Origin of the sequence: Enterobacter cloacae complex sp. SYL003 (assembly GCF_049236925.1) — a bacterium.
GTDB lineage: Bacteria > Pseudomonadota > Gammaproteobacteria > Enterobacterales > Enterobacteriaceae > Enterobacter > Enterobacter intestinihominis.
This window is the reverse complement of the sequence record NZ_JBMKJK010000011.1, coordinates 97,691-113,915: the sequence shown is the minus strand read 5'-3', so window position 1 is coordinate 113,915 and position 16,225 is coordinate 97,691. Positions and strand designations below refer to the sequence as shown.

13 protein-coding genes and 1 pseudogene are annotated in these 16,225 nt (G+C 56.8%); 11 read left to right on the top strand and 3 right to left on the bottom strand.

The window, feature by feature from the left end; all coding sequences use genetic code 11:
- Positions 1-23: 23 nt before the first annotated feature.
- From ACOT1A_RS15410 to ACOT1A_RS15400, 3 genes are all read left to right on the top strand, one after another.
- Positions 24-599 (top strand): helix-turn-helix domain-containing protein, encoded by a 576-nt coding sequence (locus tag ACOT1A_RS15410; RefSeq protein WP_017382277.1) that lies wholly within the window; start codon positions 24-26, stop codon positions 597-599.
- Positions 600-665: 66 nt separating this feature from the next.
- Positions 666-1,700 (top strand): NADP-dependent oxidoreductase, encoded by a 1,035-nt coding sequence (locus tag ACOT1A_RS15405; protein ID WP_276170147.1) that lies wholly within the window; start codon positions 666-668, stop codon positions 1,698-1,700.
- A gap of 256 nt (positions 1,701-1,956) precedes the next feature.
- Positions 1,957-2,625, top strand: coding sequence for a GntR family transcriptional regulator (locus ACOT1A_RS15400; RefSeq protein WP_022648238.1), 669 nt, complete (start codon positions 1,957-1,959; stop codon positions 2,623-2,625).
- Between the two features lie 132 nt (positions 2,626-2,757).
- Here ACOT1A_RS15400 and pqqU read toward each other — a convergent pair whose 3' ends face one another.
- Positions 2,758-4,875 (bottom strand): TonB-dependent receptor PqqU, encoded by a 2,118-nt coding sequence (gene pqqU, locus ACOT1A_RS15395; protein ID WP_276170146.1) that lies wholly within the window; start codon positions 4,873-4,875, stop codon positions 2,758-2,760.
- A gap of 247 nt (positions 4,876-5,122) precedes the next feature.
- Between pqqU and ACOT1A_RS15390 the strand changes: the two genes are divergently transcribed.
- The gene (locus ACOT1A_RS15390) at positions 5,123-6,184 is read left to right on the top strand and encodes a YncE family protein (protein ID WP_206227662.1); all 1,062 of its coding nucleotides are present in this window, start codon (positions 5,123-5,125) and stop codon (positions 6,182-6,184) included.
- Between the two features lie 92 nt (positions 6,185-6,276).
- On the opposite strand, the gene ansP is transcribed toward ACOT1A_RS15390, so the two are convergent.
- Both ansP and ACOT1A_RS15380 read right to left on the bottom strand, forming a co-directional pair.
- Positions 6,277-7,773, bottom strand: a complete 1,497-nt coding sequence (ansP, locus tag ACOT1A_RS15385; protein WP_022648235.1) for an L-asparagine permease — start codon at positions 7,771-7,773, stop codon at positions 6,277-6,279.
- 327 nt (positions 7,774-8,100) lie between these two features.
- A complete protein-coding gene (locus ACOT1A_RS15380; RefSeq protein ID WP_276170145.1) occupies positions 8,101-8,991 on the bottom strand; it encodes a LysR family transcriptional regulator in 891 nt (296 codons plus the stop codon).
- Positions 8,992-9,103: 112 nt separating this feature from the next.
- On the opposite strand from ACOT1A_RS15380, the gene ACOT1A_RS15375 reads away from it, so the two are divergent.
- From ACOT1A_RS15375 to ACOT1A_RS15345, 7 genes and pseudogenes are all read left to right on the top strand, one after another.
- Positions 9,104-9,502: a (R)-mandelonitrile lyase gene (locus ACOT1A_RS15375; protein WP_032624190.1), complete on the top strand. Its 399-nt coding sequence runs from the start codon at positions 9,104-9,106 to the stop codon at positions 9,500-9,502.
- Between the two features lie 108 nt (positions 9,503-9,610).
- Positions 9,611-10,612, top strand: a complete 1,002-nt coding sequence (locus ACOT1A_RS15370; RefSeq protein WP_023306275.1) for an MsnO8 family LLM class oxidoreductase — start codon at positions 9,611-9,613, stop codon at positions 10,610-10,612.
- Positions 10,609-11,730 (top strand): amidohydrolase, encoded by a 1,122-nt coding sequence (locus ACOT1A_RS15365; protein ID WP_017382285.1) that lies wholly within the window; start codon positions 10,609-10,611, stop codon positions 11,728-11,730. Before ACOT1A_RS15370 ends, ACOT1A_RS15365 begins: the two co-directional genes overlap by 4 nt.
- A 16-nt stretch (positions 11,731-11,746) precedes the next feature.
- Positions 11,747-14,010 (top strand): annotated as a pseudogene (locus ACOT1A_RS15360) (NtaA/DmoA family FMN-dependent monooxygenase).
- Between the two features lie 9 nt (positions 14,011-14,019).
- Entirely contained in the window at positions 14,020-14,529 is a 510-nt protein-coding gene (locus ACOT1A_RS15355) for a GNAT family N-acetyltransferase (protein WP_058646550.1), read from the top strand.
- A 9-nt stretch (positions 14,530-14,538) separates the two neighbouring features.
- Positions 14,539-15,465, top strand: coding sequence for an amino acid ABC transporter permease (locus ACOT1A_RS15350; RefSeq protein ID WP_276170144.1), 927 nt, complete (start codon positions 14,539-14,541; stop codon positions 15,463-15,465).
- Positions 15,449-16,222: an amino acid ABC transporter ATP-binding protein gene (locus ACOT1A_RS15345; RefSeq protein ID WP_022648226.1), complete on the top strand. Its 774-nt coding sequence runs from the start codon at positions 15,449-15,451 to the stop codon at positions 16,220-16,222. The genes ACOT1A_RS15350 and ACOT1A_RS15345 overlap by 17 nt, the downstream gene beginning before the upstream one ends.
- The last annotated feature ends 3 nt before the right edge of the window (positions 16,223-16,225 follow it).

Sequence of the window (16,225 nt, the reverse complement as noted above, 5' to 3'; positions counted from 1 at the left end):
TCCGTACACTATAGTATGACGTCATGAATACAATGACAGACAATATGAATCAACGCATTAGCGCCCGCATACGCCTTGAACGCGAGTCGCGGGGCTGGTCATTAAGCGAACTGGCCGAACGGGCAGGTATCTCACGCGCCATGATCCACAAGATTGAACGGGGAGACAGTAGCCCAACGGCGACGCTGCTTGCGCGGTTATCCGGTGCCTTCGGTATTAGCATGTCTACGCTTATTGCGCGCGCGGAAATGCAGGAGGGCAAACTGTTACGTCTGGCGAATCAGCCCGTCTGGCGCGATCCGCAAACCCACTATTTGCGTCGCCATGTGTCGCCGCGCAGCGATATGCCTATCGACCTCGTCCAGGTGGAGCTACCCGCAGGTAGCGATGTGCCGATGCCCGCCTCCTCTTATGCGCTGGCACGACAGCTGATTTGGTTGCAGGCAGGTGAACTGGTCTTTCTGGAGGGGGATACTCGCCATGAAATGAAGGCCGGAGATTGTCTGGAACTCGGGCCGCCGAACGACTGCCGGTTTATCAACGAAACGGATGAATCGTGCCTTTATCTGGTCGTGCGGCTTAATCAGTCCGGCTCATAATGCACAGGCGATCCGCAGGATAACGTGCCAGACTTGAATGACATTTTCAGCAGTAAGGAGCGATGAATGAGTCAATCTACTACGCAAAACCGACGCTGGGTACTGGCTTCCCGTCCACACGGCGCGCCGGTTGCCGATAATTTCCGCCTGGAAGAGCAGCCGATCCCCGCGCCCGCAGAGGGGCAGGTGTTATTACGCACCGTATGGCTCTCGCTTGATCCGTACATGCGAGGCCGTATGAGCGATGCGCCATCCTATTCACCTCCGGTCGAGATTGGCGCGGTGATGGTGGGCGGCACGGTAAGCCGCGTCGAGACCTCCCGTCATCCGGATTATAAAGAGGGTGAATGGGTTCTGGGTTACAGCGGCTGGCAGGAGTATGAACTATCCGACGGGCAGGGGCTGGTTAAGTTGGGTCAAAACCCGTCGCATCCTTCATGGGCACTCGGCGTGCTAGGGATGCCGGGCTTCACCGCGTATATGGGGCTGCTCGATATCGGCCAGCCTCAGGCAGGGGAAACCCTTGTCGTGGCGGCGGCCACGGGGCCGGTCGGCGCAACGGTGGGGCAGATCGGTAAAATCAAAGGATGCCGGGTCATCGGCGTGGCTGGCGGGGAGGAGAAATGCCGTCATGCTGTCGACGTGCTCGGTTTCGATGCCTGTCTGGATCACCATGCGGATGATTTTGACGAACAACTGGCTAAAGCCTGCCCGCAGGGCATTGATGTGTATTACGAAAACGTCGGCGGTAAAGTCTTTGACGCCGTGCTGCCGCTCTTGAATACCTCCGCGCGCGTGCCGGTTTGCGGACTGGTCAGCGGCTACAATGCGACCAACCTGCCGGAGGGTCCGGACCGCTTACCGCTACTGATGGGGACCATCCTGAAAAAACGCATCCGTATGCAGGGTTTTATTATCGCGCAGGACTATGGTCATCGTATTGACGAGTTCCAGCAGGAAATGGGCCGCTGGGTGCAGGAAGGCAAAATTCACTATCGCGAGCAGGTTACGGAAGGGCTGGACGCGGCGCCGGACGCCCTGATTGGCCTGCTTGAGGGGAAAAACTTCGGCAAGGTTGTGATCCGCGTGGCGGCCGACTAAACAGAGCATCGGTTATGGCGGGCAGTGTCCGCCATAATTATTTGTGAAGATACGATATATTGTCTTTAATTAATCCATAAGCTTTGCGCGCCTCGGCCCAGCTGAGCCAGAAGTGAAAAATGCAATATTATTTGAGCGATTTTAATATTACGCGCGCCCCTCATACCAGGCATGACGATACAGGATATATCTAACCGGCGATGTTTTTTTAAACAGACGCTGAAAATGGCATTTTGTTTGGCTACGGGAATTAAACATGCTTGATTTGGAACATATGGAAAAAGCACAAAGAATCAGTCTGACTTTGCAAGTAGAGAACAGTTTAAAGGGAGCATTAATTACGGGCTCATTAAAACCTGGGGCTCGACTCGTTACAAAAGAGATTGCGGATAAATTGGGCACCAGTATCACACCGGTGCGCGAAGCCCTGCTGCGCCTGGTGTCGGCGGGGGCATTACAGGCCACGCCAGCGCAGGCGTTTTTGGTGCCAGAAGTGACGCTGGAACGCTATAACGAAATTAACGCCATCAGAAAGCAGCTTGAACCGATGGCCGTTGCGGCGGCGTGCCAGAATATGACCGAGACCAAACTGGATGCGTTACGCGCGCTGTCAGATAACTTCAGTGCCGCCATGCATCAGGGCGATGTACAGAAAGCGATCCATGCCAACCGCGTGTTCCGGTTCACGCTCTATCAGTATGCCGAGATGCCGACCCTTCACTCGCTGATTGAGCAGCTCTGGGTACGGATTGGTCCGTGCATTCACTATCTGCATGAAGAGTTAAGCGAGGTTCCCGCAGCGACCTATCATTATGACGATCTGCTTTCTGCGCTTGAGCAAAGGGATGTGACGGCCAGCCGGGAAGCGATCGACAAAGCCATTGATGAAGCCAATATTCTTCTGCAACGGCAATACTACAGTTAAGGATCCCTCTGGCGCACTTATTTGTTTATTTGTATCAAACGTCCTTGATTATATTCCCGGCGCATCAGGCAACCGGGAATGATGTTATTTTGCTTATTTTTTTACCGGCAACGTGCGCTGCCGGAGAATGGTTTACTCAAAACGATAAGAGACCGACAGGCCCACGCCATAGTTGCGACCAGGGGCAGGTTCGTAATAGCGGTTGTAGCCAGCGTTAACAATCTCTGAACCGGCGTAATCTTTATCGAACAGGTTATCGACGCGACCAAAGACGTCCATTCCCCATTTGCCGTAGTTGAGTTTATAGCCGGTATTCAGGCCCACAACGGTATAAGAGGGCGCTTTAGCGGTGTTGGTATCGTTGGCCATGACATCGCTCATGTAGCGGGCATCTGTCCCCGCGTACCAGCCTTCCTCAGGCTCCCAGCCAAACGACACATATCCCATGTTACGGGCGATCCCCGGCATCCGGTTGCCGCTACAGTCTGCATTGCTACAGACGTTGGTGCGGTAGGTGGCATCAAGATAGGTCCACGCCATCTTCAGCTTCCAGTTCTCGGCAAACTGCTGGTCGAGCGCAATTTCCACACCCTGGCGGCGCGTTTTCCCCGCGTTTTTATAAGTCGTGCGACCATCCTTGCTTTCGTCCACCACGATCTCATTGTCGGTATCCGTGCGGAACAGCGCCGCCGTCAGGATGCCATTGCCGATGCGGGTTTTGCTGCCAATCTCATAGGTGTTGTTGGTGGACGGTTGCAGGTTCATATTGAGGCCACCTTTGCCATCAGAACGGTAGGAAAGTTCGTTGATGGTCGGCGTCTCAAATCCCCGTCCTGCCGCGGCATACAGGTTCCATGCGTCGGTCACGGCGTATTTCACCGCACCTGCCGGGAGCCATTTGTGGTAGCTGGCGTCGCCGCTGTCATCACCGTTTTGCGGGGTAATGTAACGATCGTTGGAGTCAAACCAGACGGAGCTATAACGTACGCCCGCCTCTAAGGACAGTTTTTGCGTTAGCTGCCACTGGGTTTGCAGGTAGGGATCCAGGTTCCACATCAGATTGCGTTCGTCACGGCGTTTATTACCCTTCACGCCATAATCTGGCACGCCGTTGTCCATAACGAAGTTCTCATACCCGCGACGATTTTCGCTCATGTTTTCGTAGTTCAACCCGGTGGTAAATGTCACCGGAACCAGCAGTTCGCCGCGGTGGGTCCAGCGCGTATCAATACCCTGATAGTGACGCTGCATATCAATCACACCGCCCGAATGCGCAGGATTCTCGCGCTGAGTGGACGCCGGAATGGACTGGTACTGAGTCATTTCACGCTCACCGGCATACATCATCACGCTGAGGTCGTCCTGTTCGCTCAGCTGACGGTCGTAGCGGATCCCGGCCTGGGTCTGCTTAATGGTCTTACGCGTGTTGTACTGATCGCCACGTGGTGACTGGCGCGGGTTATTCTGCCACTCCTGATAGCTCAGTCCGCCTGGATCGTTGGCTTTCATGTCCACGCTGTTAAAAATCAGCGTCAGCTTGCTGACATCATTAATGCGCACGCCCAGTTTCGCGTTGGCGAGGTTTTTGCGCGCGCCGCTGTGGTCGCGATAGCCATGGGTGGTAAAACGGGTAGTGGATACGGCGTAATCCACATCGCCCGCCTGAGTACCATCACCCACCGCCCCGGTGGCCTTCATACCGTAACGCCAGGTGCCGTAGCTGCCGTAATAGCTGCTGGCTTCAATGGTGGCTGGCTGTTGTCCGGTCTGGGTGTTGATGTTGATCACGCCGCCGGAGGCATTACCGTACAGGGCAGAGAAGGGGCCGCGCAGCACGTCGACGCTCTCTATGCTGTTGAGGTCAATGTTTGATGTCTGCCCCTGGCCGTCGGGCATGGTTGCCGGAATGCCGTCCACGTACATGCGGATCCCGCGTACGCCGAAGGTTGAGCGCGCGCCGAATCCGCGAACGGAAAGTTGCAGATCCTGAGCATAGTTCTGGCGGTTCTGGATTTGCAGGCCAGGTACGCTCCCAAGGGATTCAGAAAGGTTGATGCGCGGCGTGGCATGTCGCATATCCTCGCCGCTCACCACGCTGACTGCGGCCGGGGTGTCCAGTTCTGAGACGGTTTGCGGCGTGGCGCTGACGATCAGGGTCTGTTCATCCGCGGCCATCGCACTCAGCGGGCCAAAAATGACGGGAACGAACAACAGGGGTAGTGAGGCCTTATGGGCAGTAATAATTTTCATGGAGTAAGCCGGTTAAGAGAAAATTCGAACCAAATCAACTGGAACCTGTGTATATATGTTAAATCCTTTGTAAATGTTATGAAAACTATAACCGCACATTTCGTGAATGTAAGGTTTTGCAGGAAAGAAATACTCCACATTCAACTCATTAATGATTACTATTCTCATTAAAATAACGGCAAAGCGATGACTTTGCCCGCCGGAAGCGATGTCAGCGGTAAATCTCCTCATTTAAAAAGGAATTGTTATGTCTTTACGTCATCTGTGCTCGCCGCGCCTGCGTGGGTCTCTGCTGTTGGGCTCTTTACTGTTTGCCGGTACGTTCCAGGTTCATGCCGCTGAAGAGATGCTGCGCAAAGCGGTCGGCAAGGGCGCGTATGAAATGGCCGTCAGCCAGCAGGAAAACGCGCTGTGGGTTGCGACGTCACAAAGCCGCAAAACCGATAAGGGCGGCGTGGTCTATCGTCTGGATCCGGTCACGCTGGAAGTGACGCAGGCGATTCATAACGATCTCAAGCCGTTTGGCGCCACGATCGATAACGCCACCCAGACGCTGTGGTTCGGTAACACCGTCAACAGTGCCGTGACGGCGATTGACGCCAAAACGAGCGAGGTGAAAGGGCGCCTGGTGCTGGACGATCGCAAACGTAGCGACACGGTGAAGCCGCTTCAGCCGCGCCAGCTGGTGGCCGATGACACGACCAATACGGTATACATTACCGGCATCGGCAAGGAGAGCGTGATCTGGGTTGTTGATGGCGCAACGCTGAAGCTGAAGGACACCATCACGAACACCGGCACGTTCAGCACCGGACTGGCGCTGGATTCGAAGGCAAAACGCCTGTATACCACCAATGCGGACGGTGAGCTGGTGACCATTGATACCGCGACCAACAAAATCCTCAGCCGTAAGAAAGTACAGGAAGACGGAAAAGAGCACTTCTACCTGAACCTGAGCCTGGACACTGCTGGCCAGCGTGCGTTTGTGACGGATTCAAAACAGCCTGAAGTGCTGGTGGTGAATTTGAAAGATGGCAGCGTAATGCAGAAAATCGCCGCGCCAGAATCGCTGGCCGTACTGTTTAACCCGGCGCGTAACGAAGCCTATGTGACGCACCGCGAGGCGGGCAAGGTGAGCGTGATTGACGCCAAAACTTACAAAGTGACCAAAACCTTCGATACGCCGGTTTACCCGAACAGCCTGGCGCTGTCTGCGGACGGTAAAACGCTGTACGTGACGGTGAAACAGAAGTCCACCCGTCAGCAGGAAGCCACTCAGCCTGACGATGTGATTCGTATCGCGCTTTAAGGTGGGAATTGCCCGGTGGCGCTGCGCTTACCGGGCCTGGAAAACAATGAAATGCAGGCCGGGTAAGGCGTAGCCGCCACCCGGCTTTTTTATTAACGCGACGTCTCTTCCACCAGCGGACCATCCTGTTTGTCATCTCCAGGATGAACCGGGGCGGTACTGTGGATTTCATTCACGCGTTTACGCACGCCAAACCAGCCAGCAATCAACAGCACCGCCAGCAGCGGGATTGTAGCGATGGTGTAGGTGCCGTTAGGGTAGTCGAACGCCATCAGCACCAGCACGCTCAACAGGAATAGCAGGGTAAGCCAGGATGTTACCGGCGCGCCCGGCAGCTTGAAGCTGACGTCAGCCGCTTTCCCTTCTTTAATTGCTTTGCGCAGACGCATCTGACACACCACGATAAAGGCCCAGGAGGCGATGATGCCCAGCGCAGCGACGTTCAGCACGATCTCAAACACCTGAGACGGCACGAGATAGTTCAGGAACACGCCAAAGATATACACCACCAGCGTAGCCAGAATACCCGCGTAAGGCACCTGCTGCTTGCTCATCTTCGACATAAACTTCGGCGCAGAGCCCCCCATCGACATGGAGCGCAGGATACGGCCCGTCGAATAGAGCCCGGAGTTCAGGCTGGAGAGCGCGGCAGTCAGTACCACGATGTTCATGATGCTGCCCACGTACGGCACGCCCAGCTTAGAGAAGAAGGTCACAAACGGGCTTTGCCCCGCCTGGTATGCATTCCACGGCAGCAGCAGTACCAGCAATACCACGGAGCCCACATAGAACAGACCGATACGCCAGATCACGCTGTTGATGGCTTTTGGCACCATCGTCTGCGGATCTTTACATTCACCTGCCGCCGTACCGACCAGTTCGATGGAGGCAAAGGCGAACACCACACCCTGGACCAGAACCAGCGCTGGCAGCAGGCCGTGCGGGAAGAAACCACCGTTATCGGTAATCAGGTGGAAGCCGGTGGCGTTGCCGTCCAGCGGTTTACCGGTGCCGAGGAATACGGTCCCGACCACCAGGAAGATCACAATGGCCAGCACCTTCACCAGCGCGAACCAGAACTCCATCTCGGCGAACCATTTCACGCCGATCATGTTCATGGTCCCGACGATTGCCAGCGCCCCGAGGGCGAACACCCACTGCGGCACATCGCCAAACGCGCCCCAGTAGTGCATGTACAGCGCAACGGCGGTAATATCGACGATACCGGTCATTGCCCAGTTAACGAAGTACATCCAGCCCGCGACATACGCGGCTTTTTCACCGAGAAATTCACGGGCGTAAGAGACAAAGCTACCGCTGGAAGGGCGGTGGAGCACCAGCTCGCCGAGGGCGCGAAGAATGAAGAAAGAGAAGATACCGCACACCAGATAGACCAGGGCGAGAGCGGGGCCAGCCATTTGCAGACGTGCGCCTGCACCTAAAAAAAGACCTGTACCGATAGCGCCGCCGATGGCGATCATCTGAACCTGACGGTTGCCCATCGCCTTGTGATAGCCCTCTTCATGAGAGTTCAACCAGCGACGTTTAGCAGCATGATGATCGGCTGCGCTTTTATTGCTTGTTTTCATTGAGTTACCTGTTTGCCTGTCTGAACCATTAACGTGATAGTCCTGCCTGGAAGAAGCCGAAACAAACGATTGCTTCTGCGCAGACACATGCTGCCTTTCCAGTCATTCTGTGTATGGATAAGGCAAAACATGGCGAGGCATCCTACCCGCAATTGATAAGCGACGCAAAATATAACCGTGCCGAAAGTGATGCTCGTCGAAGGAAATCGTGTGGTCAGAGCAGACTGCGATCACAACGCGCTGAATCGTGACGTTTTTTTAGGCAAAAAGGTCGGCGAATGCTGATTTAATCATCAGGTTTACTTAATAGTTACCTATAGGTAGAGCTTATGGATGCCGCAGAGCTGCGATAAGTAATGAAAACGCGGAAGTGTGCTGGCGGCGGCTCGGATAAAAGAGATGATAACCGGCAAAAGCCGGACACCAGGCTTCAAGCACACGCACTAACCGGCCCTCAGCAAGGGCGTCCTGAACCGCATCTTCCGGGACGTACGCCAGCCCCAGACCGTTTTCGGCGGCATCAATGCGTTGCGGCAGGCTGTTGAGGATCAATTGGCCGTCAACCCGCACGCGCAGCTCACGTCCGTCCCGTTCAAATTCCCAGGCATATAATCCGCCGCGTGTGGGCAGGCGCATATTAATGCAGCGGTGCTGATCAAGCTGCTCCGGCGTTTCCGGTACCCCGAAACGATGCAAATAGTCTGCCGACCCGACGACCGCCATGCGCATGTCCGGGGCAATACGTATCGCAATCATATCTTTCGCCACCTGCTCACCCAGACGCACCCCCGCGTCAAAGCGGCCATCGACAATATCTGTCAGCCCATCGTCCACCGTGACTTCAACGTTGATGTCAGGATACTGCGCCATAAAGGGTTTAAGCACAGGCCACAGCACGGCAGACATGGCGTGCTCCCCGGCGGTTAGGCGAATATTCCCGGCAGGTCTGTCGCGGGTATCACGCAGCGCGGTAAGTTCCTGCTCGATCTCCAGCAGATGGGGGCTTAAGCGCATGAAAAGTTGCTCGCCGGCCTCGGTAGGGGCCACGCTGCGGGTGGTGCGGGTTAACAGACGGACTTCCAGCCTCGCTTCCAGATTGCGCATTGCGTGACTGAGCGCCGACTGAGATACCCCAAGCTGCGCCGCGGCGCGGGTAAAACTGCGCTCCCGGGCGACAACCATAAAGGAGAGCAGATCGTTGAAGTTGTCTTTTAACATGGCGGCTTATCCTATTTATGAATTGAACTCATAGTTCCTTTCTGATTATGCACTCTAATGCTCCCCATGGCTTTACGCTACTGTTAACGCAATAGCAAACGAGGAGTAGATCATGAAAATTATCCGTAGCGGTTCGCTACCTTCCGTTCATGGGCCAGAGGCCTGGTTTACCGGCAGCGTGCGCATTGACGCACCTTTCCAGGCGACTGAACCGGCAAAAGTCGGCGGCGCGACCGTCACCTTTGAACCCGGCGCACGTACCGCCTGGCATACGCATCCTCTTGGACAAACGCTGATCGTGACGCAGGGGCGCGGCTGGTTACAGGAGTGGGGGAAAGAGGCGGAACCGCTGAATCAGGGTGATATCGCCTGGATCCCACCCGGCGTGAAGCACTGGCACGGTGCAAGCGTGCAGACGGCCATGACCCATATCGCCATCGCAGAAGCTGTCGACGGGAGCCCGGTGGCATGGCTGGAGAAGGTCACCGACGAGCAGTATCCGAACGAGTAGCGGTAAGCTATAGCTGATTTCCGGCAATCCAAATGTAAATTAATTGTTTCTCAGAGGTGAAATCCGCCTTTAATAATGACGACATGTTAAGTCAAACGAGAACGCAACATGTCATGGCGAATCAGCATTCTGGATAAAAGCCCCGTCGCAGAACACGAAACAGCCGCCGATGCGCTGGCGCGAACCTTAGCACTGGCGCAACAGGCAGAAACGCTGGGTTATCACCGCTTCTGGATTGCCGAACACCACAATACCCCGCAGCTTGCCAGCCCCTCGCCGGAGCTGCTGATTGCCTGGATCCTCGGGCAAACAAAACGTATTCGCGTGGGCTCAGGCGGCGTCATGCTGCAACATTACAGCCCCTATAAAGTCGCCGAAAATTTTAACGTACTGGCCGCCATTGCGCCGGGCCGGGTTGATCTGGGCGTTGGCAAAGCGCCCGGCGGTCTGCCGCTCTCTACCCGCGCCTTGCAGTACGGCCTAAATCCGCAGGAAAAAGGCAGCTTTACTGAACAACTGACGCAGCTTGATCGCTGGATCCGCCCTGAAAATCAGTCAGCGGAGGAGGACGTTCGCGCCACGCCGCTGCCGCCGGTGCCTGCCCGGGGATTTCTGCTGGGCGCCAGTACCGAAAGTGCGCTACTGGCGGCCTCCCTCGACTGGCATTTTGTCTTTGCCGCCCATCTGAACGGTGATCCTGAGCTGCTGCGCGAGGTCGTCACAGCGTGGCGTCAACACAGCGTCCGGGAGGTGATTGTGGCCGTGCAGGTCATTGTTGCCCCAACCCAGGCTGAGGCCGATGCGCTGGCGCAGAAGGTTGAAGTGTGGGGCGTGGAGCTGGTAAACGGACAGCGCGTCACCGTGGCCAGCGAAGAACAGGCCTACGCCTTTGCGCGGCAGGCGGGGAGTGACCCGGTGCGCATCGCGCGTCGGGCGCAGTCTCTGCTGGCCGGAACGGCGGATTCGGTGCTTGAACAGCTCAACGCGCTGCATCAGCAGTGGGGAATTGACGAATTTATCATCGACACGCCGGTCGCTGATGGCGCAACGCGCGTGCAGTCACTGCGACTGCTGGCCGAGGCGCGATTTAACAGGGAGGTGACCGTATGAGCTTTAGCGAACAACTGATTGCCTGGCGCCGTGAGCTGCACCAGAACCCTGAACTCTCCGGTCAGGAGGTCGAAACAACGGCGCGCCTGCGCGAGTGGCTGACGGCGGCCGGGATTGCACCGCTGCCTTACGATCTCCAGACCGGGCTGGTTGCGGAGATCGGCACGGGCAACGCACTGGTTGCGCTGCGCGCCGATATCGACGCGTTACCCATCGACGAGCGCAGTGGGGTGCCGTTTAGCTCCCGGCGTGCGGGGGTGATGCATGCCTGTGGCCATGACATCCACACCAGCGTGATCCTCGGCGCTGCGTTAAAGCTAAAGGAGCGGGAAGCCTCGCTCAACGGTCGCGTGCGGATCCTGTTCCAGCCTGCGGAAGAGAATTTCGGCGGAGCAAAAAGTATGGTGCGGGCCGGGGCGTTACGTGACGTACGCGCGATTTTCGGAATGCATAACGAGCCTTCACTGCCGGTCGGCGAGTTTGCTACGCGCGGCGGCCCATTCTATGCGAACGTCGATCGCTTCGTTATTCATGTTACCGGCAAAGGCGCGCATGCCGCACGTCCCCATGAAGGCAACGACGCCATCGTGCTGGCAAGCCAGCTGGTGACCGCGCTGCAAAGCGTTGCCAGCCGTAACGTCAATACGCTGGATTCGGTTGTTCTGAGCGTGACGCGCATCGCCGGGGGGAATACCTGGAACGTGCTGCCGGAAAGCGTTGAGCTGGAGGGCACGCTGCGCACGCACCGTACGGAAGTGCAGCAGAACGTCAAAGCGCGCGTCGGTGAAATCGCCGCCGGATTTGCCAGCGCCTTTAGCGCGCAGATCAACATCACTTGGTACGCCGGGCCCACCGCGCTGGTGAACGATGAACACTGGGCCGGGTTTGCCACCTCGGTCGCGCGCGAAGCGGGATATGAAACCCGGCATGCGGAACTGCACATGGGCGGGGAGGATTTCGCGGTCTATCTGCAAAACATACCCGGCGCGTTTGTCAGCATTGGCAGCAACAGTCCGTTTGGGTTACATCACCCGGCATTTAACCCGGACGAAGCATTAATCGAACCCGCTGCCCGCTATTTTGCTCAGCTCGCGGAAAAAGCCCTGCAACACGTTTAATTAATTTGAGGTGAATATGTCTGCACATCGTCAATTGCGGCTGGGGACCATTTTGCATGGTGCATCCGGAAATATGTCTGCCTGGCGCCACCCGGCGGCGGTCGCGGATGCCAGCATTAATTTTGATTTCGTCAAAGAAACGGCTTTAAAAGCAGAAGAGGGCAAGCTCGACTTTATATTTGTGGCCGACGGTCTTTATATTAACGAGAAATCCATTCCGCATTTTTTAAACCGCTTTGAGCCGCTGACGCTGTTGTCCGCGCTGGCGAGTATCACCTCGCGCCTGGGGCTGGTCGGCACGTTATCCACCTCGTACAGCGAGCCTTTCACCGCTGCACGCCAGTTCGCCAGCCTCGATCACCTGAGCAACGGACGCGCGGGCTGGAACGTGGTGACGTCGCCGCTGGAAGGGTCAGCGAAGAACTTCTCCCGCGAAAAACACCCGGAGCATGCGCTGCGCTACCGCATTGCCGATGAGTATCTCGACGTGGTGAAAGGGCTGTGGGACTCCTGGGAAGGGGATGCCTTTATCCGCAATAAAGAGAGCGGACAGTTCTTTGATGCGTCGAAACTGCATACTCTGGATCACCACGGTGATTTCTTCCAGGTTTCCGGCCCGCTGAATATTGGCCGCACCCCGCAGGGACGTCCGATTGTCTTTCAGGCTGGTGCGTCCGACGACGGTAAAAAGCTGGCGGCAAAACATGCTGACGCGATTTTTACCCACCATGACACGCTGGAAGAAGCCCAGGCTTTTTACCACGATGTTAAACAGCAGCTGGAAAGTCACGGCCGCCGCGCAGGGGATTTATATATATTCCAGGGCGTCAGCGTGATTGTTGGAAACGACGCCGATGACGTAGAAAACCAGTATCAAACCACGGCGGCACTGGTCTCCATTAATGATGCGCTGAATTACCTTGGACGTTATTTCGAGCATCACGACTTCAGCCAGTATTCCCTCGACGCGCCGTTCCCGGATATTGGCGATTTGGGCAAAAACAGCTTCCGCAGCACCACCGATGAAATCAAGCGTAACGCCCGTGAGCGCAACTTAACTCTGCGTCAGGTCGCGCTGGAAGCCGCATCGCCGCGCCCGCGTTTTTCCGGCACACCGGAGCAGGTGGCCGATGGTTTACAGGCCTGGTTCGAGGAGAAGGCGGCGGATGGCTTCATCATTCAGGGCGGTACGCCGGACACCTTCCCGCGCTTTGTCGACCAGGTGGTCCCCCTTTTACAGGCGCGCGGCCTGTTCCGCACCGACTATCCCGGCACCACGCTGCGCGAAAGTCTGGGCTTAGACGAGCCCAAAAATCAGTTCACACAACAATAAAAGAGAAAAACGCTATGCAGAAATCATCGCTTATTCTGGCGCTTGCGCTGGCTTTTACCCCTGCCGTCTGGGCAGAGAACGTCAATATTAACGGCACCGGCGTGAGCATTGAGGCCAATAAAACGCCGATCAATACCGCCAAAAACAGCGATGCGATCGCGCAACTGCCGAAAGACTATCGCTTTGCCGTGCCGGGGAAATTTACCGTGGCGGTAGCGGGACTGAATCAACCGCCGCTGACGGTCTTTTCCGACGACAACAAGACCCTGCTGGGAAGTGAGGTCGACATTGCGCGTCTGGTGGCGGACAGCCTTGGGCTGGAGCTGAACGTGGTTCCCACCTCCTGGGAGGACTGGCCGCTGGGGGTGGCCTCCGGGAAATACGATGCGGCTATCAGCAACATCACCGTCACCAAAGCGCGCAAAGAGAAGTTCGACTTCGCCACCTATCGCAAGGATTCACTTGGCTTCTACGTGAAATCCACCAGTCCCATCAACTCGCTTGTGAAGGCAGAGGATATCGCCGGGCTGCGCATCATCGTGGGTTCCGGCACCAACCAGGAAGCCATTCTGCTGGCATGGAACGAAGAGAACCTCAAAAAAGGGCTTAAACCCTTTACGCCGATCTACACCAAAGACGACGCGGCCCAAACGCTGGCGCTTCAGTCGGGACGCGCGGACGCCTACTTTGGCCCGAACGTGATCGGCGCCTGGAAAGCGGCGCTTAACGGTAAAACCAAACTTGTCGGCAGCGTCGACGGCGGCTGGCCGAAGGCGGCGCATATCGCGGTGACGCTGAAAAAAGGCAGCGGCCTGGTCGAACCGGTACAAACCGCGCTGAACGGCGCGATCAAGAACGGAGATTACGACAAAGTGCTAAACCGCTGGGGGGAAGGCGTGGAGCGTATCTCCAGTTCCGAAGTTAACCCGGCGGGTCTGGGCGATTAAGGAGGCGCTATGCGCGAACAATTTCGTGACGTTTCGCCGGAAGATGCCGATCTTCAGCCCATTATCGCGGGGCTTTTCGGTGAGTACGCCGCTCGTTACGGCGACTACTTTTCAAAGGATGCGGAAGTCGAGCTGACAGAGTGGTACCTGGCGCCGCAGGGGCTGTTTATCGTCCTGGAGCGCGAGGGTGAGATCGTCGCCACCGGGGCGTACAAGCCCTTCGACGAACATACCGCAGAGATCAAACGTATCTGGACGAATAAAACGCTGCGCCAGCAGGGACTGGCCGCGCGCGTGGTACAGGAGCTGGAGCGCCGGGCGGTGCTGGCGGGCTACAGCCACATCTACCTGACTACGGGGTTTCGTCAGCCGGAGGCGGTGCGGCTCTATCTCAGTCAGGGGTATCAGCCGCAGTTCGATCTCAACCGCGACCCCGAAGAGTATAGCCAGCCGCCGTTCGACGGTCGGCTGCGTTTCACCAAGACGCTGATCCGCGAAGCGCTCAGCAAAACCGCATAAGGAGCGACGATGAGCAACGTTGAAACCATAAAAGTGGTCCCGGCACGTTATCCGCTGCGCGCTGCTGGCGCCGTGGTGGCGCTGTTTGTGCTGGCGGTCGTGATCCAATCCGTGGCCTTTAATCCGCGCTGGGAATGGGCGGTATTTGCCCGCTGGTTCTTTGACCCGGTGATCCTCGAAGGCGTCGGACAGACGCTGCTGCTGACGTTGATAAGCACCGTACTGAGCGTGGTGATTGGCGGCATGCTGGCTCTGGCGCGGCTCTCGTCATCATGGCTGTTGAGCAGCCTGGCGTGGGGTTACATCTGGCTGTTCCGATCGCTGCCGCTGATCGTGGTACTGATTATCCTCTATAACTTCTCCTATCTCTACGACACGCTCTCTCTCGGCGTGCCTTTTACCGGCATTACCTGGGGCAGCTTTGAAACCATCAACGTTCTCGGGCAGTTTTCTACCGCCATCATGGGGCTGACGCTGGTGCAGAGCGCCTATACGGCGGAGATCATTCGCGGGGGCTTCCTTGGGGTCGACCACGGTCAGTATGAGGCGGCCGCTGCGCTGGGTCTGCCGGCGTGGCGTCGCACCGTGCGCATAATTCTCCCCCAGGCGCTGTGTACCATCCTGCCGTCCGGGTTTAACGAAATCATCAGCCTCGCCAAAGGGACGGCGATGGTTTACGTGCTGGCGATGCCGGAACTGTTCTACACGATCCAGATGATCTACAACCGCACCCAGGAGGTGATCCCGCTGTTGATGGTGGGGGCCGTCTGGTATCTGGTGATCACCACCGTACTGTCTGCCATCCAGCATGTTATTGAGCGTGGACTCGCCCGCAGCGAGCGCCGCTCCGCCGTAAACCAGAGCCGGGCGACCAGCCGCGCGCGTTCCGTCACCACTTCGTCAGCACAGGAGCCCGTTCATGCAAGCCTCTCCTGAAGGACACATTTCCATAACCGGCGTCAGTAAGTTTTTTGGCCGACATAAAGCGCTCGATAACGTCACGCTTGAGATCCCACCGGGCTCCGTGACGGTGATCCTCGGACCCTCTGGATCGGGAAAATCGACGCTGCTGCGCACTATTAACCATCTGGAGCGCGTAGACGAAGGCTTTATCCAGATTGACGGGGATTACATCGGCTATCGCCGTCAGGGTGACAAACTCTACGAGCTCAAAGAGAAAGAGATCCTCAAACAGCGCGTCAACGTTGGGTACGTGTTTCAGAACTTCAATCTTTTTCCGCATCTTACGGTGCTGGAAAACCTGGTTGAAGCACCCATCGCGCATAAAAAGTTCAGTAAAAAAGAGGCTATTGAAAACGCCTACAGCCTTCTGGATGTGGTAGGTCTGCGCGATAAAGCCGATGCCTGGTCGCGTCACCTCTCCGGCGGCCAACAGCAGCGCATTGCCATTGCCCGCGCGCTGGCGCTGCGCCCGCGCGTGATGCTGTTTGATGAACCAACCTCGGCGCTGGATCCGGAACTGGTTGGCGAAGTGCTGGACGTGATTAAAAAGCTCGCCCGCTCCGGCACTACGCTGGTGGTGGTCACCCATGAGATCGGCTTTGCACGGGAAGTGGCGGACCAGGTGGTATTTATGGTCGACGGTAAAATTGTGGAGCAGGGCAGCAGCGACGACGTGTTAAACCGACCGTCGCATCCGCGAACGCGCCAGTTCCTCTCAAAAGTGCTGTAAGGA